Origin of the sequence: Neobacillus sp. CF12 (assembly GCF_030348765.1) — a bacterium.
Classification (GTDB): domain Bacteria; phylum Bacillota; class Bacilli; order Bacillales; family Cytobacillaceae; genus Neobacillus.
Genome location: NZ_JAUCEU010000007.1, coordinates 2,485,814 through 2,510,979, shown reverse-complemented (window position 1 = coordinate 2,510,979; position 25,166 = coordinate 2,485,814). Strand labels below are relative to the sequence as shown.

Below are 25,166 nucleotides of genomic sequence, written 5' to 3'. Positions count from 1 at the left end.
TGAAATCCGTGGCGGAAGAAAAAAAGAAGGTTGCAATTATTGGGGGCGGAATTGCTGGGCTTACTGCGGCATTCTACCTTCAAAAAATAATTACAGAAAAAAAGCTGCCTCTCGAAATCAGGCTTATTGAAGCATCTCACCGTCTCGGAGGTAAAATGCAAACTCTTATAAGAGACGGTTTTACCATTGAAAGGGGTCCAGACTCCTTCCTTGCTAGAAAAGTGAGCATGATTAGACTTGCAAAGGAAGTAGGTATGGAAGACCAATTAGTCTCTAACTCAACTGGGAAATCCTATGTTCTTGTGAATGACAAACTATATTCAATGCCGGGGGGTTCAATAATGGGGATCCCAACCGAAATTGGACCATTTATTACAACTGGATTATTTTCAATTCCAGGCAAGGCCAGAGCTGCAGCCGATTTTTTCTTACCTCGCTCACCTGGTAATGTCGATCAATCACTTGGGAAATTCTTTCGCAGAAGGTTAGGCGATGAGGTGGTTGAAAATTTAATCGAACCCTTATTATCAGGAATTTACGCCGGAGATATTGATCAAATGAGTTTAATGTCAACCTTTCCGCAATTCTATGAGGTTGAACAAAAATACCGAAGTCTCATTTTGGGCATGAAAAAAACCACACCTGCTAAACCAAAAACACAGGAGTCTGCCGAGAAGAAAAAAGGAGCTTTTTTAACCTTTAAATCTGGTCTCCAATCCTTTGCTGAAAGTATTGAAGCAAAACTGGACCCTCACATCATTTTAAAAGGGCACAGGGTCGAAAAGATTACAAAGATTGATCAGCAGTATGAGCTTTATCTCAATAACGGTGAAACACTGGTTGCAGACAGTATTGTTGCCGCAACACCACATAAAATAACACAATCCATGTTCTCAGATTATGACTTTTTTGATCCATTACAGTCAGTCCCATCAACATCCGTTGCTACTGTTGCCCTTGCCTTTCCTGAGGAGGCTATCAAGAAGGACATTGATGGTACAGGCTTTGTTGTATCCCGAAATGGTGATTATTCCATTACCGCATGCACGTGGACACATAAAAAATGGGTTCATTCTACTCCAAAAGGCAAAGTGCTCCTTCGCTGTTATGTAGGAAGAGCAGGTGAGGAAACGATTGTTGATCTTTCTGATGATAGAATCATTCAGATTGTGTTAGATGATTTAAGCAGGACAATGGATATTGGAATGCAGCCTGATTTTGCAGTTGTATCACGCTGGAAAGATTCAATGCCTCAATACACAGTGGGGCATAAACAGCGTTTAGAGAACATTAAAAAGCATATTAAATCTGAACTTCCTGGAGTCTTTTTAGCCGGTGCATCTTTTGGGGGAGTTGGACTGCCTGATTGTATCGACCAAGGCGAAGAAGCAGTAAAAGGAGTACTAGAGTATTTAAATGTAAAGGAATGAACCAGAAGCTGTTTTTACTAATAGCTTCTTTTTTTATAAGAGGGGGTTACTTAGATGAAGTTAACAATTATCGGTTTTTGGGGAGGATACCCAAAACAAAATGGAGCAAGTTCAGGATACTTGCTGGAGCATGAGGGATTTAAACTGTTGATTGACTGCGGCAGTGGGGTTTTAGCAAAAATGCAGAATCTTATTGAGCCCGAAGATCTTGATGCTGTGTTAATTTCACACTATCATCCAGATCACATTGCAGATATTGGTGTATTACAGCATGCTCGCTTAATTCAAGGATTTTTAGGAAAGAGTTTTCCGACGTTACCTATTTATGGACATCCTTTGGACCAAACGGAATTTGCAAAGTTAACGTATAAGGAAATTACAAAGGGAAATGCCTATTCGCCTAATGAAGCACTCACTGCCGGTCCATTTCAAGTTTCCTTTCTAAAGACAGATCACCCAGCACCATGCTTCGCAATGAGAATAGAAGCAGACGGGAAATCACTGGTATACACAGGTGATAGTTCTTTCAAAGAAGAATTTATTGAGTTTGGGAAAGATGCAGATTTGTTATTATGTGAATGTAATTTTTATCAGCATCAAAATGGAAAGTCTGCAGGTCATATGAATAGCATTGATGCAGGCAAATTTGCGGAAAGAGCAGGAGTTAAACAATTAATTCTTACCCACCTTCCACATTACGGAGATTTATCGATGCTTATCAATGAGGCAAGCACAGAATATACTGGTATAATAAAACTTGCAGATGAGTTTCAAACCATTTCGCTATAAGAAGGGGAAGGATAGTATGTTATTTATCGATAATAAAGGCATCACCGATCCACGCATCAATCTAGCCATTGAAGAGTATGCCTTGAAGAATCTTGATATCAATGAATCGTATTTATTATTTTACATAAATGAGCCTTCTATAATTATTGGAAAAAACCAAAATTCAGTGGAAGAAATTAATACTGAATATGTCGAGAGCAATGGTATATATGTAGTGCGCAGACTGTCTGGCGGAGGAGCTGTATACCATGACCTGGGTAATCTGAATTATAGTTTTATAACAAAAGATGACGGAGATAGCTTTCATAATTTCCGTAAATTCACAGAACCGGTGATTGCTGCACTGAAACAGATGGGGGTAAATGCAGAATTAAGCGGGAGAAATGATATCTTAGCCGAAGGCAGGAAAATCTCTGGAAATGCACAATTCTCAACCAAAGGTCGTATGTTCACCCATGGAACACTACTTTTTAATTCGGAAATGGATCATATTGTCTCTGCATTAAGAGTGAAAAAAGATAAAATTGAATCTAAGGGAATCAAGTCAGTTCGGAGTAGAGTGGCGAATATTTCAGAATTTTTGACAGAGAAATGGAGCATTGAAGAGTTTCGTTCAGCCCTGCTGAAATTTATTTTTCACGGAGAAGAAGTGACGGAATATGTACTTACGGAAGAGGATTGGAAAAAAATCAACCAACTTTCTAAGGAACGCTATCAAAATTGGGGTTGGAATTATGGAAAATCTCCAAAATTTAATCTCCAGCATTCCCATCGGTTCCCTGTCGGACAAATTGATGTCCGATTAGATGTGGATAAAGGAGTCATTGAAAACTGTAAAATATATGGTGACTTTTTTGGTGTAGGCGATGTAAGTGACATTGAGAATAAACTAAAGGGTATCCGCTATGAAAAAAGCGAGTTAGAAGCGGTACTGAAGGATTTAGACACAACCTATTATTTTGGTAATGTTTCAAAAGAAGAATTTATTAATTTAATTTATTAAGATTTAAAACGATGATGAAAATCATCGTTTTTTTTTAGGCAATTTAACCGTGGGTTAACAAATAGTCTATACAAAAATCAGTGTTTTTCATAACATATAGGGCGTTTATAATTGTCAGGAAAAAAGTGGAGTGAGGAGAATGAGAACAATCATCTTTATCGGATTAAATAAATCCGGATCAAGCAGAGAGGCTGTAAAAGCTGCATATGGACTAGGATACTATACGGTGGTTTTTACTGATCAGGAAAAACAAATTCAGCAAAGAAGTGAATATAAGGATGTTCATCAACTCACCTTAGTGGATATTACACAAATGGAGGAAATAAAAAAACAAATTCATTTATTACAACAACGTGGAAATGAAATAGTGGTCATAACGAGTTTTGTCGCAAAATTTGTAGAGATTGCTTCCTTATTAGCCGATGAGTATTGTAAGAACTATTTATCAACAAAAGCTATTGGGATTATGGAAGATAAAGAAAAAACTAGAACATTTTTTGCAGCACAATCATTTACACCAAGATTTATGCTAGTAACAAGAGACATGCAATTGCCTGTTGTTCTTACCCACAATAAAGTAAATTTTCCAGTGGTAGTGAAGTGTGCTTCTTCGACTGGCTCAAAGGATGTATTGTTCGCAGCAAGTATCAAGGAATTAGAACAAAATGCAGGGAAATTACGAACTAAAAACCCACGCGAAACGATCATTATTGAAGAATACGTCGTAGGTGACCAATACTTAGTAGAGGTTCTTGTCACTAACCAGAGAGTGCAAATTGGTGCAATTATTAGGCAAGAAATTACAAAGGGGAAACGGTTTATTGTTACGGGATATGGTGTACTGGCTGAGGTGCCTTCAAATATAGCAGAGGGCTTAATGGAAGTGATCGAAACGATTGTATCTATGTTAGAAGTAAAGAATGGTACCTTTCATTTAGAAATAAGATTGTCAGTAGAAGGCTGGAAATTGATTGAAATGAATCCGAGGATTTCGGGTGGTGCTATGAACAAGATGATTCAAGCAGCATTTGGTTATAGTTTAGTAGAAGAAACGCTAAAAATGTTACTAGGAGAGGAGCCTACTTTAGAAAAAAGCACTAACTATTATGTTTACACACAGTATATCATCCTTGAACGTAAAGGGAAATTAGAGAAAGTAACAGGTAAGAGAAGGGCAATGACTACTCCCGGCGTAGTAGAGGTGTATGTTAAACCAAAGAGTGGAACCTACGTTACACCTCCATTGTCAATGGGTCACCGATATGCGTACGTTATTGCAAAAGGAGAGACACTTGAAGAAGCGCAAACAATTGCAAAGCAAGCTGCCAATGAAATTAAATTTCACTTGAGAATAGAGTAAAAGTCCTCATACTTGTTGGGGACTTTTTTGTCATCACAAAATAGTTAGAATTGAATCGTTTTTGAAACTTTAGGCTTGTATACTTAAATTTCTTTAAATATAATATATTTAGAAAATTTTTATTATTAAGTGAATGAACATTCATTCACAAAGGGAGGGAAATTATGAATTTATCATCTAAACTTCACGAAACTGCAAAAAAATCAGCCAGTAAAACAGCCTATTATTTTATGGGACAAGGAACTACATATGCGCAATTGGATGGAGCGATTACTAAGTTTGCATCTGGTTTAGAAAAATTAGGTGTAAAACAAGGGGACCATATTGCTTTATTACTAGGTAACTCACCACATTTTGTCATTGGTTTATACGGGGCATTGAGGTTAGGGGCAACCGTCATTCCAGTTAATCCTATTTACACAGCAGATGAAATTGGGTACATATTAAATAACGGCGATGTGAAACTTGTAGTCGCCTTAGATATGGCCATTCCATTAGCTGAAAAGGTACATGCTTTCTTGCCGAAGGTAGAGAACTTTATCTTCTGTGAAACGAGTGAAAATGGAATTTCTAGTCATAATATCGAATCTCTTTCTCTTTACTCTAAAATGAAATCGTTTTCAGAGGTCGTTGCATCAGGTAACCTTTCCTTTAAAGGTCCTGAGTTGAAAGATGAGGACACTGCGATTATCCTTTATACTTCTGGGACCACTGGAAAACCAAAAGGTGCAATGTTATCCCATCAGAATCTATACAGCAATGCTAGTGATGTGGGCGACTATTTAAAGATGAATAATCAAGACCGTGTCATCACGACCCTGCCTATGTTCCATGTCTTCTGCTTAACAGTAGCTTTAAATGCTCCATTATTGAGCGGAGCTACCTTGTTGATTGCTCCAAGGTTTAGTCCAAAGGAAATTTTTGATTTGGCAAAAGAGTTTAAAGCCACTGTCTTTGCCGGAGTTCCGACTATGTATAATTTCCTATATCAGTACCCAGAAGGTAATCCAGAGGATTTTTCTACATTAAGGCTATGTATTTCTGGTGGAGCCTCATTACCGGTAGCACTGCTTACTAATTTTGAAAAGAAATTTAATGTTACAGTTTCCGAGGGCTATGGTTTGTCCGAGGCTTCACCGGTTACCTGTTTCAACCCACTGGACCGCCCACGAAAGGCTGGTTCTATTGGAACATCCATTCTCCATGTTGAAAACAAAATTGTTAATGAATTAGGAGAGGACCTTCCTGTTGGAGAAGTTGGAGAATTAATTGTTTCTGGTCCAAATGTCATGAAAGGGTATTACAAAATGCCAGAGGAAACAGCGGCAGCCATACGTGATGGCTGGTTATATACTGGGGACTTAGCTAGAATGGATGAAGATGGTTATTTCTATATTGTTGATAGAAAGAAAGATTTGATTTTAGTAGGGGGATATAATGTCTATCCTCGTGAGGTGGAAGAGGTACTTTATAACCATCCGGATGTAGTTGAAGTGGCAGTACTCGGTGTACCAGATTCAGATCTTGGTGAATCAGTAAGATGTTATGTTGTGAGTAAAAATCCAGATACAACCGAAGAGCAGTTACTTAATTACTGCAGAGAACATTTAGCCAAGTATAAAGTTCCTTCTTCGATTGAGTTCTTGGAAGAACTTCCCAAGAATACAACAGGGAAGATTTTGCGAAGAGCATTAAAAACGCAAATTGCACAGACCGTCTAAATCATATAGTAGAAAGGCAGGCCAGTCAGCCTGCCTTTCTTTTGAAAAAGAGAGGAGAGTTAAGCCATGGATCAAATCATAGTGGAAATTAAGAACCATGTAGCAATCGTAAAGATTAACCGTGAGGAATCTCTTAATGCCTTCAACTACGAAACCCTAATAGAATTGCAAAATAAGGTTGAGGAAATTCGGATCAATTCTGATATCATTGTTGTTGTTTTTATTGGTTCCGGGGAAAAAGCATTTAGTGTTGGGGCAGATTTAAAGGAGCGAAAAAATCTTACAGATGAGCAAGTAAAACGCAACTTATTTAAAATAAATGAGGTCTTTAACGCAATAGACCAACTTCCACAGCCTACTATTGCTGCAATGAATGGATTTGCATTCGGTGGTGGAATGGAGTTAGCCCTTGCTTGCGATATTCGTATTGCTGCACAAGAGGCAGTGATGGGGTTAACCGAAACAGGTCTTGCCATTATTCCAGGTGCGGGAGGGACTCAAAGACTGCCAAGATTAATTGGGCAGGCTAAAGCTTTGGAGCTGATTCTTACCGCCCGCCGTTTCACTGCAGAAGAAGCATTAACATTTGGAATAGTCACAAAAGTTGTCTGTCGGAAAGATCTGCTTTCCGAGAGTTTAGCACTTGCCTCGCAAATGCTTGCAAATGGTCCAATTGCATTGAAACAGGCTAAATTTGCCGTGAAAAACGGAATGAATGTTGATTTAAATACTGGACTTCAGATTGAAAGGAAAGCATATGAAGTGACTCTTCCAACAGAAGATAGAATAGAAGCACTGCAAGCCTTCGCAGAAAAAAGAAAACCTGTGTACAAAGGAAAATAACATGGTTCCCGCCATGTTTTTTTATTTCATTCTTTCTGAAAATTTGATAATATTTAATTTTAATTATAGCAAGGAGAGAGGGAGTAAAGTTGTCGGAGTTTGCAATGGAAAAGGAGTCTTCTGAATTTAAAAAGGGACTGCAGGCAGGGATAAGTATTGGTATTGGATATTTTCCAATTGCATTGACGTTTGGGCTCCTCGCCAAAACATCAGGACTGTCTATCTATGAATCCGTTTTAATGAGTATGATTGTATTTGCAGGTGCGTCACAATATATTTCATTAAGTTTAATTGCTTATGGAACGGGAATTTTTGAAATTATCTTAACAACCTTTATCGTAAATATTCGCCACTTTCTAATGTCGACCACGTTAAATGAGAAATGCGAGGATGACACTCTCGGGAATAAAATGCTTTATTCCTTTGGAATTACCGATGAGACATTTTCTGTTGCGGCGACCAAAGAAGGGACTGCAACGACTGGATTTATGTTTGGAGTAAATCTGTTAGCTTACTCAAGTTGGGTTATTTTTACCGGGATTGGTCATTTGATAGGGGCAAGTCTTCCTCAAACATTACAAGAAAGTATGGGAATTGCTCTTTATGCCATGTTCGTGGGGCTGTTAGTGCCATCATTGAAGAAAAGTGTTAAAGTGTGTTTTCTAGCTGCACTCGCCGCAATCTTTAATTCAATCTTTACACTCGGCGACATGATGGCACAAGGATGGTCAATTGTTATTTCAACGATACTTTCTGCTGTATTAGTCGAGCTAATCGAACTGGGGAAAGCAAGGTATTGGGGTGTGAAGAATGAAAACTGAAATTATGTGGATGATTATAGGAATGGGAATTGTAACTTATATACCAAGAATGCTTCCATTTGTACTGTTTAAAGGGAAGGAACTTCCGCCTTTTATCCAAGGAGTACTGAAAAATGTTCCATATGCAACATTGGGAGCATTAATCTTCCCAGCGATCCTTTTACTTCAAAAGGGGGATATCTGGTATGGAATTGCAGGTGCTGCTGCTGCTTTTGCTGCTGCTTTTTTAGGTGCAAATATAATCATTGTTGTTCTAGGTTCCATTACAATTCTTGCCCTATATTCTTATTTTCTTTAAGTCGGAACTCCGGCTTTTTTTAGTTCTAATTATTTTCTTTTATAACTAAACTATGTATAGAGAGGTTGTACAAAAGGGGGGACAAAACATTACATGGTTAGGAAGATGGGATTTTATGCAGTTTTGGCCTATGTGATATATGGTTTATTTTTCTACTGGTATTTATTTCACTTTGCAGACTCCAGCCTGCCCTTTGAATATCAAGGAACAAAGGCAGATCCTGCCACTTTTTTAAATGGCAGAGAGTTAATGTTAAGTGAAGAGTATTCGAAAATAAGAAATTTGTTATTTTTTCTATCAACACCGTTTGAGTGGCTGTTCTATTTTTTAGTGTTATTATTTGGTTTTTCAAAGGCGTTTAAAAAATGGGCAGATAATTCATCGAAGTATAAACTGCTTCAAACTGCTATTTATCTAATATGGCTTTCATTTTTTGCCTATTTGGCCACTTTTCCTCTTAGCTATATTAGTTACTACTTATCGAAAACCTATAACATATCAACACAGTCCTTTTCATCCTGGATGCGAGAAGAGTTAATTGATTTCTGGATAAACTTCGGAACCTTAATGATTATTGTTCCAGTATTGTACTGGCTGATGAAAAAAAGTATTAAACGCTGGTGGCTTTATGCTTGGCTTTTGTCCGTACCATTTACACTGTTCATGATGTTTTTACAGCCAGTGATCATTGACCCTTTATATAATGATTTTTATCCTTTGAAAAATAAGGAACTGGAAACAAAGATTTTGGCATTAGCGGATAAGGCGCAAATTCCTGCGGAACATGTTTTTGAAGTGAATATGTCCCAAGAAACGAATTCCTTAAATGCTTATGTATCGGGGATAGGCTCGAATGCAAGAATTGTACTTTGGGATACAACCTTAAATAAATTAACAGATAACCAAATACTATTTATCATGGCTCATGAAATCTGTCATTATGTCGAAAAGCATATTTATATTGGAATTACCTTGTACTTATTACTATCCCTGTTTGGTTTATATTTGACGTATCGTATTATGAATTGGGCAGTTGCACGTTTTGGAAAAGAACTTAAAATTCCAGAGGTAAAAGATATTCGATCCTTACCACTATTTTTCATGATTCTTTCCATGTTAATGTTTACTGCCAGTCCTTTTTCCAATCTAATTTCTCGTTATGAAGAAACAAGGGCAGACCAATATGCAATAAATATGACTGGGAACCCTGATGCAGCTATTACATCTTTCCAAGAGTTAACCCGCTCAGGATTAAGTCAAGTCAATCCGCCTTTATTAGTCAAGATCTTCCGTTACAGTCATCCGACAATGCTTGAACGCATTTCTATGCTTGAAGAATATGAAGTGAAACAACGAAAATAAAAATGGGAAAGGAGAGTTTATTCTCCTTTCCCATTCCTCTTTTATGTGACTCTACGTCCCAAATCGTTTGTTTATTTCGATAAGCTGCTTGGAAAGGAAGTAAAAGTCTTTTTTATCCCGATGGTCAATTGCACAATCAATTTTTTTTAGCAGTTTTTCTTTTTCAACCGTTAACTGAATTTCTGATAAGAGCATATCGATGTATAACTCCTGGACAAAGTTCTCTCTCCGTTGACGTTTCATGGCACCAATTTTCATTAATTCCGTGTATGATTTCTCATTCATCAAAATCACCTCTGATGCTTTTTAATATTATATGGATTATTTTTGATAATATCAATAAATATTTATAATTTTCTGACATATATTTTTGTAATAACTTTGTGAATAAATTCGCAACAATTCAGAAAAATAAATCAATCATTAAATAATCATGATATGATGGATAAAATTGCTAATGGAGTTGAAGATATTGAAGATGAAGCAGATAGAAGAATATGAGGTAAATCCATTTACGATGTTAATTAAACCTATTGCGTATGGAAGCAAAATTTATTCGCAGATAGTTGAAGTAGATGATGAATTTTTATCCCCTTTTAAACCGCTCGATATTATTAGAAATAGTTGTGAATATTATGGATGTGATTATGAAGGTCGGAGGAATGGGACAAGACAGTTAGTCGGTTACGCTCATAAGATTCCGATTGCGATTGATCCAACAAACCGCATTTTTTTCTTTCCCACCACATCACCCAACCGTCAAGAGTGTATATGGATTTCCCATGAACATGTAGAAGATCATGACCGAATTAATCCTCAAGAAGCATTGATCCTATTTAAAAATAAACAATCTTTTAAAGTTCCGGTCTCGTGTACTTCAATTATCACTCAAATGGAACGAACTTCGTATTTAAGGACGAAGTTAATGCAGAGAATTGAATACAATGAACGAAAAGCTTTTTATTTAGTGCAACGGCCAAAACCGATGGAAGCATCAGAGAATTCTTTTGATTATGGCAAAAAAAGATAAAGATAAACATCATTTTCTTAACGGGACAAATGCTGCTTTAAGAAATAAAACTCCATTAATTCTTGAACTTTATTGCGTATTCTTGGATTAAAGTAATTATGAGCTTCTTCATACCCTTTATATAAGAACAAATACATGGTAAAGGCATCATCCCGTTTTGTTTCAACTACTTGGAGGTTATTTTTCTTCATGTATTGTTTCACTTCTGCTAATTCTTTTTGGATGCTTTTCATGGTTTCTTCAATAAGTTCTAAATAGGGTTTTTTTAATTTAAATGGACTCTTTTCAACAACAGTTAAATCACGATTTAAAATAATTAATACCATCGGCAAATAGATGGCTTTTTCCATTATATTACGATCGTCCTCTGGAATTCTTGTCATTTCATCATCAACTCCTTCCTTTTTACCTAAAGAGAACGTTTGTTCTTATTTTATCATACAAAAATCTGCTTGAAAACGCAATGCTTAAAAGCTTGCGGTTTTTTTATTTGCAAAATTTGGTACTTGTATGAGAAAGTTTTTGATAGAAGGATATTATCTCGGGAAAAATGAATTATATATAGATACATTAAAAATGTAGCTGTCGATAAGATCAAAATATTACATAGATGGGTGAGTAAAGTTATGAGATATGAAAAACATAGAAAAAAGAAAAAAAGAAAAACAAAATCTATATTATTAACCCTGCTGCTGCTAGTTGGTGCAGCAGCCGGTTATTCGTATTATCAGTATAACCAAGGAGTTAACCAATCTTTAGGGAAAATTAATAATGGGAGTACAGAAAAGAGTGTGAGTGAAGAAGTATACACATTTGAAGGTAAAAAGGATCAGTATGGCGCAACCAATATTCTTTTATTAGGAAGTGACGCTAGAGCGGGTGAGGAAAAATCCCGAGCCGATACAATCATGATTGCACACTATAATGAAGACAAAGGAACCTATAAGTTGACATCCATTATGAGAGATATTTATGTGAGTATCCCCGATGAAGGTAAGCATAAAATCAATTCCGCTTTTATGCGTGGCGGTCCTGAACTCATGAGAAAAACCATCAAAGAAAACTTTGACATTGATTTACAGTATTATGCGATTGTTGACTTTGAAGGTTTTGTGCAATTGATTGATGAAGCCTTTCCTAGTGGCGTTGAAATTGACGTTGAGAAGAGAATGGAAGAATATATCGAAGTTCCGCTCGAACCAGGACTGCAAAGACTAAATGGGAAGGAAATGCTTAGCTTTGTTCGATTTCGACACGATGCGATAGGCGATTTTGGCAGGGTTCAACGCCAGCAGCAGGCGCTTCAGGCGATAAGTGATCAGCTTTCAGGCATTCAAACGATACCAAAGTTGCCCAAATTAATTGGAGTAGTCACACCATATGTCAACACAAACATGGATACTGGAGATATGTTGTTTATGGCAAAGGATTTCTTTGCAAAAGATAGAGGAAATATAGAAACCTTTAGAATTCCGATAGAAAACGGATATAAGGATGCAACAATAAAAGGTGAAGGTGCTGTTTTGGATTTAGATTTAGAAATGAACCGAGAGGCCTTTCATCAATTCTTAACCCAATAAGTGAATAAAGCAGCAAAATAGCACTAAATTAAGGAGCAAGCATATGGACTTTGAAGCAATCAAAGCGTGGTTCACACTTGAAAATATAATGGACTTAATCCAAGAATATCGGTCTTTTGGACCATTACCCGGTGTAGTGCTGCCGATGATTGAAGCATTTTTGCCATTCTTGCCATTGGTACTGTTTGTAATGGCAAATGCGAGTGCTTTTGGGTTATGGCTAGGATTTTTATATTCTTGGCTGGGGTCATGCTTAGGGGCATTATTACTTTTTTTGTTAGTAAGGAGGTATGGACAAAAACGAATTTTTTCTTTTCTCTCAAAACACCCTAAGGTTCGAAAGTTAATGGATTGGGTAGACCGACATGGTTTTGGACCGCTTTTCTTGCTGCTTTGTTTCCCTTTTACACCATCAGTTGTTGTAAATGTAGTAGCCGCTTTTTCAAAAATCAGTATTTACCAATACATGCTAGCTGTTGCAATCGGCAAAATGGTGATGATTTTTACGATGAGTTTTGTTGGCTACGATCTTCACTCATTGATTACTCAACCATACCGTACAGCAATTGTTTTTATAGTAATTTTTATTCTTTGGTATGTTGGAAAAAGAATTGAAGTAAGATTGAATAAGCGTATGGAAAATGACCATAATGAAGAGATAAATAGAGGAAAAGAATTGAAGAAACGGAGGAGCTAAAATGAATATTGAATGGAAAAAAGAGGGGATTGAATGGATTAAAGCCTTTGCTATTGGAATTATCATTTTTGCTTTTATACGAACATTTTTCTTTTCTAACTATGTGGTTGAGGGAGAATCGATGATGCCTACTCTTCAGGATGGAAATAAATTAGTAGTAAATAAGTTGGGCTATCAAATTAGTGATCTCAGCCGTTTTGATGTTATTGTATTCCATGCAAATGAAAAAGAAGATTTTGTGAAACGTGTAATTGGACTTCCAGGGGATAAAATTGAATTTAAAGACGACCAATTGTTCATCAACGGAGAAAAGTATAAGGAACCATTCTTATCTGTTTATAAGCAAGATATACCTGGTATTAAACTTACTGGCGACTTTAATTTGAAGGAAATTACGGGAGAAAGTACGGTTCCGGAGGGGAAGTTATTTGTATTAGGGGATAACCGCTTGGGCAGCTGGGACAGCAGGCATTTTGGATTCATCTCTGTTAATCAGGTTGTGGGCAAAGTCGACCTCCGTTATTGGCCGCTAAACGAAGTCGATGTTCAATTCTAATAAGAGTAGTTCTTAAACCAGAGAGTACGATAAAGATATCGTCTCTTTTTTTTGTTTAATAATTACCATTAATGGCAGGAAGTGTTCCAAACGTTTGTGCTCTTTTTTGTGATAAAATAATAATATTGAATAATAGAAGGGTCATTGGAAAGCGGGGAAAGAAACATGTCATTAAGAATGGTAACCGGAAGGTCGGGAAGCGGAAAAACTCATTTGTGTATGAACGAAATACAAGACCGACTGCTGGAAAGTCCAGAAGGAGCACCGATTATTTATATTGTTCCAGAGCAGATGACGTTTTCAACAGAATATCGATTGGCAACAAACCCAGTGCTTGGGGGAATGATCCGTGCACAAGTGTTCAGTTTCTCACGATTAGCATGGAGAATATTACAGGAAACAGGCGGGATAAGCCGATATCATTTAAGCAGTGTTGGAATAAGCATGCTGATTCGGAAAATCATTGAGGATAAGAAAGATCAATTAAAATTGTTTCAGCGTGCAGCGGATAAAAACGGATTTGTTCAGCAAGTAGAACAGATGATTACTGAATTTAAGCGTTATTGTATTACGCCAAGCGAGCTAATTCAAGAGACTCTAATGGTCGGAGGAAATGCTGAAAGTGCTTCAATGGCCTTGCAGGATAAACTTAATGATTTAGAAATTATTTATCAACAATTTGAGGATGAGGTTTTTGGAAAATATATCGATTCCGAAGATTACTTTCATTTACTTTCAGAAAAGATTTCTCAATCAATATACTTAATGAATGCCGAAATCTATATAGATGGTTTTTATAGTTTTACACCTCAGGAATACTTAGTCGTGAAAGAGTTAATGAAGCATTGTCCGAGAGTAACGATAACAATGACAACGAATCGAGATACCTTTCGGATACCTCCGGATGAATTAGATTTGTTTCGGTTATCATCTGAGGCTTGTTGTACGATTAACGAAATTGCTAGAATAGAAGGAATTGAAATTGAAAATCCTATCTTATTATCCCAGCAACAGAAATGGAATAATCCATCCATACGTCATTTAGAGGATCATTTTGATACAAGGCCTGCTTCCCCCTATTATGGGCAAACAAATATCCATATTGGTCAAGCAGTTAATCGTAGAGCAGAGATAGAAGGGATAGCGCGCGAAATTCTACAGTTGGTTCGCTCGAAGAAGTATCGCTATAAAGATATCGCTCTATTGATCAGAAATGGCAGTGACTATCATGAAATCGTGGAGCCTGTCTTCTCCGATTATCAGATTCCCTATTTTATTGACCAAAAGAGGACCATGTTGAACCACCCTTTAATTGAATTAATTCGATCGACTCTCGAAATTATTCACTCATTTTGGCGTTATGAGCCTGTTTTTCGAGTAATAAAAACGGAATTGTTATTCCCTCTTCAGGAAAACCCAGATAAAATGCGAGAAAAAATGGATAGATTAGAAAACTATGTACTCGCATATGGAATTAAAGGGAGTAAATGGACGAAGAAAGATCGATGGACTTACCGCCGTTTCAAGGGTTTAGAAATGGGAGCAAATGTTCAAACCGATGCTGAAAAAGAAATGGAACAGCAACTGAATGAATTAAAACTTATGGTAACAGCTCCAATTCTACGCTTGTCTAGAAGGATTAAAAAGGCTGATACTGGACGAAAACTTTGTGAAGCAATCTATTTATATTTAGAAGAATTAGATATTCCATCAAAACTAGAAAATTTGAAAATGGCTGCTGAGCAAAAAGGCAATCTTGTAAAAATGCGTGAGCATGAACAGGTGTGGAATGCATGTATTGATCTCTTAGATCAGTATGTTGAAATATTAGGGGACGAGGAAGTTTCATTAAAATCGTTCTCAGCCATATTAGAAGCAGGATTTGAATCCCTATATTTTTCACTCATTCCACCAGCTCTAGACCAGGTTATAATCGGAGATTTAGAAAAATCTAGACTGGCAGACATAAAGGCAGCCTTTGTGGCTGGGGTTAATGAAGGGATTTTACCAGCTAAAATAGCAGATGAAGGAATACTATCGGACGAAGAGCGTGAGGTGTTACTATCTGCTGATTTAACTGTGGCACCAAGCAGTAGAACACGGTTATTAGATGAGAATTTTATTGCTTATAAAGCACTAACCACACCTTCAGAGACTCTCTATGTCAGCTATCCGTTAGCAAATGATGAAGGAAAGGCATTAATACCTTCCTCGTATATTAAGAGATTGAAAGATATGTATCCAGGATTAAAAGAGCATTTTTACGGAACAGACCCAGCAGAGTTAACAGAAGAGGAGCAATTAAATTTTGTAACCAATTACCAAACAACATTGTCTTACTTAACCGGACAACTTCAATTGAAAAAGCGGAATTATCCTATCTCAAACTTGTGGTGGGATGTTTATAACTTTTATATCAAGGGTGAGTGGAAAAGTAGGGCAGAAAAGGTATTCTCTTCTCTCTTTTATACCAACCAGACGATACAGTTATCAAAGGAGACAGCCGATGAATTGTATGGCGATACAATACAGGCAAGTGTTTCTAGGATGGAACTATATAATGGCTGTGCTTTTTCTCATTTTGCTCAGCATGGACTTAAGCTTCGGGAGCGGCAAGTCTTTCGTTTAGAGGCTCCAGATATAGGCGAACTATTTCATGCAGCCTTAAAGCATATTTCTGATTTTGTTAATGAGCAAAAACTTAGTTGGGCGTCTCTTTCCAAGAAACAATGTGAAGAACTGGCGAAGGAGGCCGTTAATGCATTGGCACCCAGGCTCCAGAATGAAATTCTCCTTAGTTCAGAGCGTCACCATTATATAAAAAGAAAATTAGAACAAATTATTACTCGAGCTTCTCAAGTTTTAAGTGACCATGCTAAAGTAAGTGGATTCTCACCAATCGGATTAGAGTTGAGCTTTGGTCGTAATGGGCAGCTTCCGCCACTTACTTTTTCTTTGAAAAATGGAAAAAGAATGGAATTGGCTGGCCGTATCGACAGAGTGGATCAAGCAAAGGGTGAAAATAATAGTACCTACTTACGTGTGATTGATTATAAATCAAGTGAAAAGGATGTTAATTTAAACGAGGTATATTATGGACTTGCCCTCCAAATGTTAACCTACCTAGATATCGTCCTAACACATTCAGAAGAACTAGTAGAAATGAAGGCAAGCCCTGCTGGAGTCCTTTATTTTCATGTTCATAACCCGTTAATTAGCTCGAGCAAATTGCTCAGTGTTGATGAAATAGAAAAAGAAATCATGAAAAAGTTTAAGATGAATGGCTTAATGGTTGGTGACCAAAATGTTCTTAAGTTGATGGACCAAACACTTGAATCTGGTGACTCACAAATTATTTCTGCGGGTATTAAAAAAGATGGCAATCTTACGAAAAAATCTAAAGTAGCGAGCCTAAATGAATTTGACGACCTTAGGAATTATGTGCGAAAAGTCTACCAAACTACAGGGGAGGCAATAGTGGACGGTCATGTTGAAATCGCCCCTTTCAAACTAAAGGATAAAACGCCTTGTACATTTTGTTCCTACAAATCTGTTTGTCAATTTGACGAGTCAATTGAAAATCATTATCGAATTCTAACACCTCAGCCTAAGGAAACAATCTTTGAGCTAATTAGAAAGGGGGCTGGCAATGATGAGTAATTTAGTAATACCTCCTAAACCAACTGGTGCAACTTGGACGGACGACCAATGGAAAGCTATTATGGAGAAAAATAAAGATATCCTTGTTGCAGCAGCAGCTGGGTCGGGTAAAACAGCTGTCTTGGTTGAACGAATAATCCAAAAAATTCTTTCGGAACAAGACCCGATTGATGTTGATGAGTTATTAGTCGTAACATTTACGAACGCATCTGCAGCAGAAATGCGTCATCGAATCGGAGAAGCATTGGAAAAAGCGATAAATAAAGATCCAGGATCCAGGCATTTACGAAAACAACTAAGCTTATTAAATAAGGCATCGATATCGACACTTCACTCCTTTTGTATGGAGGTTATTCGTAAATATTATTACCTCATTGATGTTGATCCTGGTTTTAGAATCGCCGATGAAACAGAGGCACAATTAATTAGAGATGAAGTAATGGATGAGTTGTTTGAAGAGGAGTATGGAAAAAAGGATAATGATTCATTTTTTCGGTTAGTAGATTCCTTTACCAGTGATCGAAGCGACAGTGCCTTAATGGATATCGTTAGAGATATTTATGATTTTGCTCGGTCGAACCCTTTGCCTAGTCATTATTTACGGTCAATGATTGGTATGTATGATGTTTCTGAGGTAACCAATTTAGAGGATTTATCCTTTATTCAAGCATTGCTATTTGATATAGAACTCCAATTAGAAGGTGCTAAGGAAATGATCTTGCGCGGCTTAGAAGTGACTAAGCTTCCAGGTGGTCCAGCACCAAGGGCTGAGAATTTTCTAGATGATTTAACTGTCATTGATACCCTAATACAGGCAAATCGCGATTCGTGGTCAGCACTTTACAATGCAATGCAGACATGGTCTTTCACAAGAGCAAAACAAGTAAAAGGGGATCATTTCGAAAAAGAGTTGACGGAAAAAGCTCAAAAACTACGTGATAAAGCTAAAAAGAAGATCCAAGATATCAAAGAAGAACTTTTTTCAAGAAAGCCAGAAGGTTTCTTACGTGATATGGATGAAATGCGTCCTCTAATTGAAACTCTTGTCCATTTGGTCACTGTTTTTTCAGAGCGCTTCGAGAATGCGAAACGAGAAAAGGGTTTGGTTGACTATGCTGATTTGGAACACTATTGTCTAGCCATATTAACGGGGGAAATCAGCTCTGAAGGAGTATTTCTCCCATCAGAAGCTGCGTTAGCATATAGGAATCATTTTAACGAGGTATTTGTTGATGAGTACCAAGATGTCAATATGGTCCAGGAAACCATTTTAAGGCTGGTCGCAAAAGAAGATGAGATTAATGGTAATCTGTTCATGGTTGGTGACGTGAAACAATCCATTTATCGTTTTCGCTTAGCAGAGCCTAATTTATTTCTGGGAAAATATAATCGTTTCAGGCAGGACGGTAAAGATACAGGATTACGAATTGATCTTGCACGTAATTTTAGAAGTCGGAAAGAGGTTCTTGAGGGGACAAACTATTTATTTAAACAGATCATGGGTGTCAAAGTTGGAGAAATTGAATATGATAAAGCTGCCGAACTCCGGCCTGGTGCACCATATCCTGAGGATGAATCATTTCCTATAGAACTATTGATGATTAATCAAAATAAGGATGATAAAGAAGTGCCAGCAGAAACTGCTGAATCAGAAGCAGAGTCATCATCCTCCGAATTTGATGAGGTGGATTTAGAAAAATCCCAACTTGAAGCAAGAGTGATGGCTTCAAAAATTAAACAATTAATCGCAAACGAGACAAAAGTATATAATACAAAAACAGATTCTTCACGTCCTATCATGTATCGCGATATGGTGATCCTGCTTCGTTCCATGACTTGGGCACCGCAAATAATGGAGGAATTCAAACAACAAGGAATCCCCGTTTATGCAAACCTCTCCTCTGGATATTTTGAAGCAACTGAAGTAGCCATAATGATGTCGTTGCTAAGAGTAATTGATAATCCATTTCAAGATATTCCATTGGCGTCTGTTTTACGTTCGCCCATCGTCGGGCTAAATGAAGAGGAATTGGCACAAATACGTCTACACAACAAGGGAACTTTTTGGGAGGCTGTAAAAAGGTTCTGTCGGAGCACTCCCACAGAAAAAACAGAGGCTTTATACGAAAAGGCTCGTCGTTTTTATGACTATTTGAATGAATGGCGATCAATGGCCCGTCAAGGGTCACTATCAGAATTAATTTGGCAGTTGTACCGCGATACACAATTTTATGACTTTGTAGGTGGGCTGCCAGGCGGTAAGCAGCGTCAAGCAAACTTACGTGCATTATACGATAGGGCAAGACAATATGAGCAAACATCTTTTCGAGGTCTATTCCGCTTTTTACGTTTTGTTGAAAGAATGATTGAAAGAGGAGACGACCTAGGTGCTGCAAGAGCGCTTGGTGAGCAGGAAGATGTAGTTCGGATTATGACTATTCATAGTAGTAAGGGGTTAGAGTTTCCGGCAGTATTTATTGCAGGGTTATCGCGGAACTTTAATATGTCTGATATCCGTAAACCGTATATGCTTGATAAAGAGTACGGAATTGCTGCAAAGTATGTAAATGTGGAAAAAAGAATATCCTATCCTTCTTTGCCTCAAATTGCATTTAAGCGAAGAAAGAAAATGGAAATGCTTGCAGAAGAAATGCGGGTTCTTTATGTGGCTTTGACACGTGCGAAAGAGAAGCTTTATTTGATAGGAACTTTAAAGGATGCAGATAAAAAAATAGATCAGTGGAACGAAGTATCTACCAATCCAGATTGGTTGCTTAAGGACTTTGAAAGAGCAGCAGCAGGCTGTTATATGGATTGGGTAGGACCTGCATTAATTCGGCATCAGGACAGTCATGTAATAAGAAAAAGTGAGAATCATCATTCCATTGTTTCAGATGAGATTACGAATCACCCTTCTGCATGGAAAATTACAGTAATGAATGCTGATGAGGCTAAACATCAGGAAATGATTAAAAGGGTAGAAGAAGACTCCTTTTTAGAGCTGGTCGAGAAAAAGGAACATATACCCATAACATCTCCCTTTAAAGAGGAAATTGAATCTGTGCTAACATGGGAGTATTCCTTTGCCAATGCCTCAACACATCGTTCAAAGCAATCTGTTTCAGAAATGAAGCGTCAGCGGGAAGTGTCTGATGAGCATAGTGGTACTGAATTGATAAGTAGTAGATTTAAGAAATCAATCACAAAACGTCCTAAATTTATGCAGGAAAAATCCTTAAGTCCTGCCGAGAGGGGGACAGCCCTGCATATGGTTATGCAGCATGTTGATGTGACAAGGGCCATTAACGTAAAGACCATCGAGGATCAAGTAGAATGGATGGTTACGAATGAACTGCTAACTGCCGAGCAAGCTGAGGTCATCGATACTCAACTAATTGTGAAATTTTTTGAATCAGATTTAGGTAAACGGATTTTAAATGCAAAAGTAATTAATCGTGAAATTCCATTTACCTTAGCATTGCCTGCGTCTGAAGTCTATCCAACATGGAAAGATGAGGATGAATCTGTTTTTGTCCAGGGAATAATCGACTGTGTATTTGAAGATGAGAATGGAATTGTTCTCATTGACTTTAAATCGGATGGTATCTCTGATCGTTACAAAGCTGGATTTGACCAAGCTAAACCTATTCTTGAAGACCGATACCGATTACAAATCAATTTATACACAAAGGCGTTGGAGCAAATCTGGAAGAGAAAGGTCAATGAAAGATATTTATTCTTCTTTGATGGCGCACATATTTTAAAGCTATAAAAAAGAAAAGACATAAACCCACCGTGGTTTATGTCTTTATTAATTATTGCCGCCAATTGGCTGGTCTAGTAAATTAGCATCAAGTACATTGGTACCGCTTAAACCGCTGGCTGTAAAAATAATCCCTCCGGTATTAAAGCCTCCAGAACCTGCATTGGTCTTTGAGGCACTTTTTGGAGAGATATAGACGGTATCCCCGAAATGAACGATCCCACCACTTACATTCACAATCTGAACTGGTCCAATTATAGCTGGCATAAAAAACATCCTTTGCTTAAGTTAATACTCATATCATATTCCTTAATCTTGTCATTGTTCATCCTCATTATTGAACAGCTGCCTGATATGTTTAATCCTTGCTTCCATTGAGACGTTTTCACTGTTTCCAACGTGTAGGATAGCAGAAGAAGACATGGCGAGGATTGATATGGTATTAACCTTTATGACAGGGAGGGTATTATGCGTTGATAGTGACATTTTTTCAGTAATTGGCAATAAAGGAATGGGTTCTGAGAAAATAGGGAATTTTGAGAAATTTCCTTCATTTCCATAAAACACATCAGCCTCCCGTTGAACGGCTAAGGCTCGTGAAAATCCATTAATAATATGTGAGTCCCCAAGCTGGATAGTAGAGGAAAAGGAAGCCGAGGTCACTTTAATGGCGTTTACGACAGAAGATCTCTGGAGCATAATCTTAAGCCTACCTAAAAAAGTGGCACAAACGGCCCCATTATGAGCGATTCAGCTGGTGTGTCGAAAGTCGCTGCCAATTGAATCGTTTGAGTGTCGCCAACCAATACGAGTGAAGAACTTGCCACTCCCATAATTCTAATCATATCTACATGGAGGTCCCGATTGTATACTTCAAAGTTCATTTTGTGTATTCATTCCTTTCACATTTTCAGGCAAATGATTAATAAATATTAAAATACCTTTTTTTATTTCCTGTTTGATTAATTGGATAATGCTCTCCTCTGTGCCTTGTTCACCGTCACGTTCATTGGCTGCAGTATTTTGTATATGATAATCAATCCTAGCTGGAAGCTGTTTCAAGATATCTTGTTTGATAAAATCTAAATAGGAATCATCTAACCTAATATTTAATTGATTTTGGGTTTCCTTAAATAGTGCAGGAAGTTCTGTTTCTAAATACTGATAAACAGATTCTTCTATTTTCATAGACCGCTGCATTTGTGCTTTAGGATGAATGGGAGTTTTTAAGGATTGATTTTCTACAGCAAAATCTTCAATATTTGCCAAATCTGATGGGTTTAACCCAATGTTTAAAGTTCCATCAAGCGTTTCAACCTTCAATTGATCGAATTTATATTCAATCTTATCAACCTTAATACTAGGCTTATCCTTTAATTGCTTCATTTCTTCCTGTAATTTTTGAATGGTCTGTTCTAGAATGGCAATTCTATTTTCCTGTGCTTGTAAAGTCATTTGGACCCACTGAAGAAGTTGTGAATAATCCTGATACATACCATCACCTCACTGTGTAGCGTCTTCTCTCCCAGCACCAGACAAAGGTACTGCAAAATCAGACTGTCCGTTTGTTGTTTGAGTACCACCTGCCTTTGGAGCTGGGGCTGTAAAACCGCCTGTATTATACATATAAGAGGCAGGTTTAATGATTCCAGCACTGCCAATTTGCAGGACAGAAGAATTTGTAATACTGCTAATTTTAATAAAATTTATTTGAATAGACTGCTGGATATAAAAATTCATTGAAAATCAACCTTTCCTTAAGCATTAAGGAAGCTTCCTTGATCAATACCATCTGAATCATTTGTGTTCGTATTACTTAAATTATTATTATGAACATTTAAACTTTCACCCGTATTAAAGGACCCAGCACCGGAGAAAGTTTTTGCGGAAGTGAACGGCATGATTTTATAGACATCTCCAATATGAAAAACGGAACTGCTGCCAAGTGAAATAACTTGTGCAACTCCTACAATTGCTGGCATGAACAACACCCTTTACCTTTTTTCTCCTAATATCGTATGTATGGGTTGGTGTAATGTGATTCATTCGCCCAAAATAATCAAAAGTGTTCATTTTTTATCTAACAGTCGGATGTTGGGAAAATAATAGAAATAGGTATAACATCCTATGTTTTTATTAAAAATGGTATATTAGTAGGATATAAGAAGAAGGCAAAAGGACATATGATAGATATAAGAGAACAGTCGGAAAAATAAAAACACTGATTCTCGATAAAGGCAAAACTGATGAAAATCAGTGACGCAAAGCTAAAGGGGCTAAGGCGCATTTGCGCTACGCCAGCCAGTTACCGAAAGAACAGGGAGTTTTTCGTATGCTGCGGCATTGTAACATAGGTATTTCTATGCGCAATGTTGTACTACATTTGTTAATCCCCCTTTCGGTAAAGGCGGGGTTATTTTAATTTCAATTTACCAACCCTGCCAAACCGATCATTTCTTCTTTATGTTTTGTGTTTAAAGTGTATTTCAAAAAAAAGAATAAGGTGGGTGGCATGTATGGGACTATTAAAACAAATTCAACAAAATAATCAGGGACAAAGTGTAGATTCCAAATTGTACAAGTCTGCAAGGCTGGCTATTAGAAGGAATTCATGGAAACCTCTAAAGCTAGGGGATCTAATTCGTAACGGGACCATGTCAAAAGAAATGGCCCTCTTCCTCTGTACATGTGTGAAAGCTAGATTAAATATTTTAGTAAGCGGAGGAACAGGGGCAGGTAAAACTACCCTTGTCAATGCTCTTTCCACTTTCATACCAAAAGAGGAAAGGAATGTGATTGGAGATGTTCGTGATGAGGATGTCCGTGCAATTCTCCGGAATGAAAAGAAAGGACTAGACGGTTTTCTTGCAAAAGGCCACTCCAGCAGTCCAAGTAATATGATTGATCGATTGGAAATCATTGCATATCTTGAAGGGATGAATCTGCCTATCAAAGCCATTAGGGAACAGATCGCTAGTACAGTTGATATCATCGTCCACCTTTCACGTTTCAATGATGGAACTAGAAGAATCACGAAAATAACAGAGGTTCAGGGAATCGAAGGGGAAAATATTGCACTTAGAGATATTTTTGTTGTTAATCCTCCTGAAGGTTCTTATTATTAAATCCACTTTTTTTTAGGATTTTGAAAATACCTATGGTATGATAGTGTTGCTATAAGCTTTTGTACATAGGAGGAAGATTAAATGATTCATGGTCACGTTACAGCTTGGGTTTTAGCCCTAATTTTGTTTATTGTCGCGATATTTTTACTAAAAGGCGGAAAAGAAAAGGGAGCCAAAATTGTCCAAATGATTCTGCGAGTACTTTATCTGCTCATAATTGCTACAGGTATCGGCTTGATGTTCATGCTGTCTAATATTGATTTAATGTATATATTAAAAGCAGTAGTAGGCTTGTGGATAATTGGATTGTTTGAAATGATTCTTAGTAAGACTGCACAAAATAGAAAGACTTCTGTTTTATGGATACAATTTGCGATCGCATTCTTACTTGTACTCTATTTAGGTTTTGATAAATTACCTATGTCCATATTTTATGTATAAGATTTGTTTAATTAACTGAGCTGTCTGTGTTTCTAGACAGTTCTTTTTTTATGCACAAAAAAGGATGACAAGGGTTGTAAATAGTTTTACTATTTAAGTAAGGAGAGAGGAGTGTTTTCGTATATGCTAGTTAGAGTGTTTGCTAATCTCCGGCAAATTTGTGGCGGAGTTGGGGTAGAGGTTAACCCGGAAGGTCAACGGGTTATTGATGTACTAGATAAAATGGTTGAAATGTTTCCTGATTTAAAGGATGAAATTTTTACTGCTGAAAAACAACTGCTTCCATTTGTTCATGTTTTTATTAATGGAAGAAATATTATTCACTTAGATGGTCTTGAGACCACTGTAAAAGAAACCGACCAATTTGCCTTATTTCCTCCTGTGGCAGGTGGATAAAATGCTGCAGCAGGAATTAGAGTTTCGTGGAATTAGCCTAAAACACCTTGGAATGTACTTTGAAGAGTTAGGTGGGAAACAAATTACAAATCACTTTCCTTACGTATATCAATCTGACGACTGGTATGGAGAAATTGTAAGGGAAGAGGAACTTTTAATTACTTCTACATTTAAAGTCAATTCTGTACATATTGTGTTTAATGCTTCAAACGATATTACGCTAAAAGCGTTGATTAAAAACTATCGGGTGAAAACCAGGAGGATAGGCGGATAGTAACTTTTTGAAACAAA

General features: G+C 37.2%; 27 protein-coding genes and 1 riboswitch. Of the genes, 19 read left to right on the top strand and 8 right to left on the bottom strand.

Translation table 11 applies throughout. The features are described from left to right. Positions 1–8: 8 nt before the first annotated feature. The 9 genes from hemY (at position 9) to QUG14_RS11825 (ending at position 9,627) form a co-directional block, all read left to right on the top strand. Positions 9–1,430, top strand: a complete 1,422-nt coding sequence (hemY, locus tag QUG14_RS11865) for a protoporphyrinogen oxidase (protein ID WP_289340741.1) — start codon at positions 9–11, stop codon at positions 1,428–1,430. Between the two features lie 54 nt (positions 1,431–1,484). Further along, positions 1,485–2,219 (top strand): MBL fold metallo-hydrolase, encoded by a 735-nt coding sequence (locus QUG14_RS11860; protein WP_289340740.1) that lies wholly within the window; start codon positions 1,485–1,487, stop codon positions 2,217–2,219. Between the two features lie 16 nt (positions 2,220–2,235). After that, positions 2,236–3,222, top strand: a complete 987-nt coding sequence (lplA, locus tag QUG14_RS11855; RefSeq protein ID WP_289340739.1) for a lipoate--protein ligase — start codon at positions 2,236–2,238, stop codon at positions 3,220–3,222. Positions 3,223–3,361: 139 nt separating this feature from the next. Next, complete coding sequence (locus QUG14_RS11850) at positions 3,362–4,582, top strand: ATP-grasp domain-containing protein (RefSeq protein ID WP_289340738.1); 1,221 nt, start codon at positions 3,362–3,364, stop codon at positions 4,580–4,582. Positions 4,583–4,746: 164 nt separating this feature from the next. Then, positions 4,747–6,303: a fatty acid--CoA ligase family protein gene (locus QUG14_RS11845; protein WP_289340737.1), complete on the top strand. Its 1,557-nt coding sequence runs from the start codon at positions 4,747–4,749 to the stop codon at positions 6,301–6,303. Positions 6,304–6,369: 66 nt separating this feature from the next. Then, positions 6,370–7,146, top strand: a complete 777-nt coding sequence (locus tag QUG14_RS11840; RefSeq protein ID WP_289340736.1) for an enoyl-CoA hydratase-related protein — start codon at positions 6,370–6,372, stop codon at positions 7,144–7,146. 89 nt (positions 7,147–7,235) lie between these two features. Then, positions 7,236–7,967 (top strand): AzlC family ABC transporter permease, encoded by a 732-nt coding sequence (locus tag QUG14_RS11835; RefSeq protein WP_289340735.1) that lies wholly within the window; start codon positions 7,236–7,238, stop codon positions 7,965–7,967. Further along, positions 7,957–8,265, top strand: a complete 309-nt coding sequence (locus QUG14_RS11830; RefSeq protein ID WP_289340734.1) for an AzlD domain-containing protein — start codon at positions 7,957–7,959, stop codon at positions 8,263–8,265. The genes QUG14_RS11835 and QUG14_RS11830 overlap by 11 nt, the downstream gene beginning before the upstream one ends. Positions 8,266–8,358: 93 nt before the next feature. Continuing rightward, complete coding sequence (locus tag QUG14_RS11825) at positions 8,359–9,627, top strand: M48 family metallopeptidase (RefSeq protein ID WP_289340733.1); 1,269 nt, start codon at positions 8,359–8,361, stop codon at positions 9,625–9,627. Between the two features lie 51 nt (positions 9,628–9,678). Here QUG14_RS11825 and QUG14_RS11820 read toward each other — a convergent pair whose 3' ends face one another. Next, positions 9,679–9,912, bottom strand: a complete 234-nt coding sequence (locus tag QUG14_RS11820) for an IDEAL domain-containing protein (protein ID WP_289340732.1) — start codon at positions 9,910–9,912, stop codon at positions 9,679–9,681. Positions 9,913–10,105: 193 nt separating this feature from the next. Between QUG14_RS11820 and QUG14_RS11815 the strand changes: the two genes are divergently transcribed. Then, positions 10,106–10,657, top strand: a complete 552-nt coding sequence (locus QUG14_RS11815; protein WP_289344127.1) for a competence protein ComK — start codon at positions 10,106–10,108, stop codon at positions 10,655–10,657. 17 nt (positions 10,658–10,674) lie between these two features. On the opposite strand, the gene QUG14_RS11810 is transcribed toward QUG14_RS11815, so the two are convergent. Beyond that, a complete protein-coding gene (locus tag QUG14_RS11810; protein ID WP_289340731.1) occupies positions 10,675–11,040 on the bottom strand; it encodes a YhjD family protein in 366 nt (121 codons plus the stop codon). Positions 11,041–11,283: 243 nt separating this feature from the next. Here QUG14_RS11810 and QUG14_RS11805 point away from each other — a divergent pair, with 243 nt between their 5' ends. The 5 genes from QUG14_RS11805 to addA all read left to right on the top strand — a co-directional run bounded on the left by QUG14_RS11805 (position 11,284) and on the right by addA (position 20,922). Continuing rightward, the gene (locus tag QUG14_RS11805) at positions 11,284–12,237 is read left to right on the top strand and encodes an LCP family protein (protein WP_289340730.1); all 954 of its coding nucleotides are present in this window, start codon (positions 11,284–11,286) and stop codon (positions 12,235–12,237) included. 43 nt (positions 12,238–12,280) lie between these two features. Next, positions 12,281–12,934 (top strand): TVP38/TMEM64 family protein, encoded by a 654-nt coding sequence (locus tag QUG14_RS11800; protein WP_289340729.1) that lies wholly within the window; start codon positions 12,281–12,283, stop codon positions 12,932–12,934. A gap of 1 nt (position 12,935) precedes the next feature. Beyond that, positions 12,936–13,490 carry a signal peptidase I gene (gene lepB, locus QUG14_RS11795; protein ID WP_289340728.1) on the top strand — a complete coding sequence of 185 codons (555 nt, stop codon included), beginning with the start codon at positions 12,936–12,938 and terminating at the stop codon, positions 13,488–13,490. Positions 13,491–13,655: 165 nt separating this feature from the next. After that, positions 13,656–17,150: a helicase-exonuclease AddAB subunit AddB gene (addB, locus tag QUG14_RS11790; protein WP_289340727.1), complete on the top strand. Its 3,495-nt coding sequence runs from the start codon at positions 13,656–13,658 to the stop codon at positions 17,148–17,150. Further along, positions 17,143–20,922, top strand: coding sequence for a helicase-exonuclease AddAB subunit AddA (gene addA / locus QUG14_RS11785; protein ID WP_289340726.1), 3,780 nt, complete (start codon positions 17,143–17,145; stop codon positions 20,920–20,922). The genes addB and addA overlap by 8 nt, the downstream gene beginning before the upstream one ends. Positions 20,923–20,961: 39 nt before the next feature. On the opposite strand, the gene QUG14_RS11780 is transcribed toward addA, so the two are convergent. From QUG14_RS11780 to QUG14_RS11755, 6 genes are read right to left on the bottom strand one after another with little or no spacing between them, the layout of a single operon-like run. Then, the gene (locus QUG14_RS11780) at positions 20,962–21,180 is read right to left on the bottom strand and encodes a spore germination protein (protein WP_289340725.1); all 219 of its coding nucleotides are present in this window, start codon (positions 21,178–21,180) and stop codon (positions 20,962–20,964) included. 51 nt (positions 21,181–21,231) lie between these two features. After that, the gene (locus QUG14_RS11775) at positions 21,232–21,612 is read right to left on the bottom strand and encodes a spore germination protein GerPE (protein ID WP_289340724.1); all 381 of its coding nucleotides are present in this window, start codon (positions 21,610–21,612) and stop codon (positions 21,232–21,234) included. A 14-nt stretch (positions 21,613–21,626) separates the two neighbouring features. Further along, positions 21,627–21,797, bottom strand: coding sequence for a spore gernimation protein GerPD (locus QUG14_RS11770; RefSeq protein WP_289340723.1), 171 nt, complete (start codon positions 21,795–21,797; stop codon positions 21,627–21,629). After that, complete coding sequence (gene gerPC, locus QUG14_RS11765) at positions 21,787–22,407, bottom strand: spore germination protein GerPC (RefSeq protein ID WP_289340722.1); 621 nt, start codon at positions 22,405–22,407, stop codon at positions 21,787–21,789. Before gerPC ends, QUG14_RS11770 begins: the two co-directional genes overlap by 11 nt. Before the next feature lie 9 nt (positions 22,408–22,416). Continuing rightward, complete coding sequence (locus tag QUG14_RS11760) at positions 22,417–22,653, bottom strand: spore germination protein GerPB (RefSeq protein ID WP_289340721.1); 237 nt, start codon at positions 22,651–22,653, stop codon at positions 22,417–22,419. A gap of 17 nt (positions 22,654–22,670) precedes the next feature. Then, entirely contained in the window at positions 22,671–22,895 is a 225-nt protein-coding gene (locus QUG14_RS11755; protein WP_289340720.1) for a spore germination protein, read from the bottom strand. Positions 22,896–23,139: 244 nt separating this feature from the next. After that, positions 23,140–23,226: riboswitch (cyclic di-GMP riboswitch) on the top strand. Positions 23,227–23,429: 203 nt separating this feature from the next. Here QUG14_RS11755 and QUG14_RS11750 point away from each other — a divergent pair. From QUG14_RS11750 to QUG14_RS11735, 4 genes are all read left to right on the top strand, one after another. Continuing rightward, positions 23,430–24,038, top strand: a complete 609-nt coding sequence (locus QUG14_RS11750) for an ATPase, T2SS/T4P/T4SS family (protein WP_289340719.1) — start codon at positions 23,430–23,432, stop codon at positions 24,036–24,038. Positions 24,039–24,119: 81 nt separating this feature from the next. After that, complete coding sequence (locus QUG14_RS11745; protein ID WP_289340718.1) at positions 24,120–24,479, top strand: YisL family protein; 360 nt, start codon at positions 24,120–24,122, stop codon at positions 24,477–24,479. A 123-nt stretch (positions 24,480–24,602) separates the two neighbouring features. Continuing rightward, a complete protein-coding gene (locus QUG14_RS11740) occupies positions 24,603–24,875 on the top strand; it encodes a ubiquitin-like small modifier protein 1 (protein ID WP_289340717.1) in 273 nt (90 codons plus the stop codon). A gap of 1 nt (position 24,876) precedes the next feature. Then, complete coding sequence (locus QUG14_RS11735) at positions 24,877–25,149, top strand: MoaD-like domain-containing protein (protein WP_289340715.1); 273 nt, start codon at positions 24,877–24,879, stop codon at positions 25,147–25,149. Positions 25,150–25,166 lie beyond the last annotated feature (17 nt).

Bases quoted from the DNA above. Each gene is read 5' to 3' on its own strand.
- QUG14_RS11770 (WP_289340723.1), bottom strand. From the start codon at position 21,797: ATGAACTTTGAAGTATACAATCGGGACCTCCATGTAGATATGATTAGA.
- QUG14_RS11860 (WP_289340740.1), top strand. From the start codon at position 1,485: ATGAAGTTAACAATTATCGGTTTTTGGGGAGGATACCCAAAACAAAAT.
- QUG14_RS11850 (WP_289340738.1), top strand. From the start codon at position 3,362: ATGAGAACAATCATCTTTATCGGATTAAATAAATCCGGATCAAGCAGA.
- QUG14_RS11815 (WP_289344127.1), top strand. From the start codon at position 10,106: ATGAAGCAGATAGAAGAATATGAGGTAAATCCATTTACGATGTTAATT.
- addB (WP_289340727.1), top strand. From the start codon at position 13,656: ATGTCATTAAGAATGGTAACCGGAAGGTCGGGAAGCGGAAAAACTCAT.
- QUG14_RS11735 (WP_289340715.1), top strand. From the start codon at position 24,877: ATGCTGCAGCAGGAATTAGAGTTTCGTGGAATTAGCCTAAAACACCTT.
- QUG14_RS11775 (WP_289340724.1), bottom strand. From the start codon at position 21,612: ATGCTCCAGAGATCTTCTGTCGTAAACGCCATTAAAGTGACCTCGGCT.
- QUG14_RS11805 (WP_289340730.1), top strand. From the start codon at position 11,284: ATGAGATATGAAAAACATAGAAAAAAGAAAAAAAGAAAAACAAAATCT.
- QUG14_RS11780 (WP_289340725.1), bottom strand. From the start codon at position 21,180: ATGCCAGCTATAATTGGACCAGTTCAGATTGTGAATGTAAGTGGTGGG.
- addA (WP_289340726.1), top strand. From the start codon at position 17,143: ATGAGTAATTTAGTAATACCTCCTAAACCAACTGGTGCAACTTGGACG.
- QUG14_RS11830 (WP_289340734.1), top strand. From the start codon at position 7,957: ATGAAAACTGAAATTATGTGGATGATTATAGGAATGGGAATTGTAACT.
- QUG14_RS11845 (WP_289340737.1), top strand. From the start codon at position 4,747: ATGAATTTATCATCTAAACTTCACGAAACTGCAAAAAAATCAGCCAGT.
- QUG14_RS11755 (WP_289340720.1), bottom strand. From the start codon at position 22,895: ATGCCAGCAATTGTAGGAGTTGCACAAGTTATTTCACTTGGCAGCAGT.
- QUG14_RS11820 (WP_289340732.1), bottom strand. From the start codon at position 9,912: ATGAATGAGAAATCATACACGGAATTAATGAAAATTGGTGCCATGAAA.
- lepB (WP_289340728.1), top strand. From the start codon at position 12,936: ATGAATATTGAATGGAAAAAAGAGGGGATTGAATGGATTAAAGCCTTT.
- QUG14_RS11745 (WP_289340718.1), top strand. From the start codon at position 24,120: ATGATTCATGGTCACGTTACAGCTTGGGTTTTAGCCCTAATTTTGTTT.
- QUG14_RS11810 (WP_289340731.1), bottom strand. From the start codon at position 11,040: ATGACAAGAATTCCAGAGGACGATCGTAATATAATGGAAAAAGCCATC.
- lplA (WP_289340739.1), top strand. From the start codon at position 2,236: ATGTTATTTATCGATAATAAAGGCATCACCGATCCACGCATCAATCTA.
- QUG14_RS11760 (WP_289340721.1), bottom strand. From the start codon at position 22,653: ATGAATTTTTATATCCAGCAGTCTATTCAAATAAATTTTATTAAAATT.
- QUG14_RS11750 (WP_289340719.1), top strand. From the start codon at position 23,430: ATGGGACTATTAAAACAAATTCAACAAAATAATCAGGGACAAAGTGTA.
- QUG14_RS11800 (WP_289340729.1), top strand. From the start codon at position 12,281: ATGGACTTTGAAGCAATCAAAGCGTGGTTCACACTTGAAAATATAATG.
- gerPC (WP_289340722.1), bottom strand. From the start codon at position 22,407: ATGTATCAGGATTATTCACAACTTCTTCAGTGGGTCCAAATGACTTTA.
- QUG14_RS11740 (WP_289340717.1), top strand. From the start codon at position 24,603: ATGCTAGTTAGAGTGTTTGCTAATCTCCGGCAAATTTGTGGCGGAGTT.
- QUG14_RS11825 (WP_289340733.1), top strand. From the start codon at position 8,359: ATGGTTAGGAAGATGGGATTTTATGCAGTTTTGGCCTATGTGATATAT.
- QUG14_RS11840 (WP_289340736.1), top strand. From the start codon at position 6,370: ATGGATCAAATCATAGTGGAAATTAAGAACCATGTAGCAATCGTAAAG.